Annotated in this window: 1 pseudogene; it reads right to left on the bottom strand. The window is 44.4% G+C overall.

From position 1 onward, the window contains the following. Positions 1-226 (bottom strand): annotated as a pseudogene (locus tag NE668_RS09960) (hypothetical protein); the annotation flags it as partial. Positions 227-248 lie beyond the last annotated feature (22 nt).

Here is a 248-nt window from a genome sequence, read left to right as displayed (position 1 = left end):
ATTTGTTGTTATCCCGCACCATATGAACCGCGCTTTCATCCAATTCATAATGTGTTGTCTCGCCCTCGAAGTAATTTTCATCTGTCACTCCGAGTTCCTGACAAAGCTCTTGAAGTTCACACTGCCCGCTTCTGACACAAGACAGACATTTTTTGTCATGATTCGACAAAAGCAGCTCTAATGTTCTTCTTCTCGAATCAAGAAGTTTCGGCGTATTCGTCTGCACTTCCATCCCTTCTGCAACCGGA

Origin of the sequence: Veillonella parvula (genome assembly GCF_024461875.1) — a bacterium.
Lineage (GTDB): Bacteria > Bacillota > Negativicutes > Veillonellales > Veillonellaceae > Veillonella > Veillonella parvula_I.
This window is presented reverse-complemented; position numbering and strand designations above follow the sequence as displayed.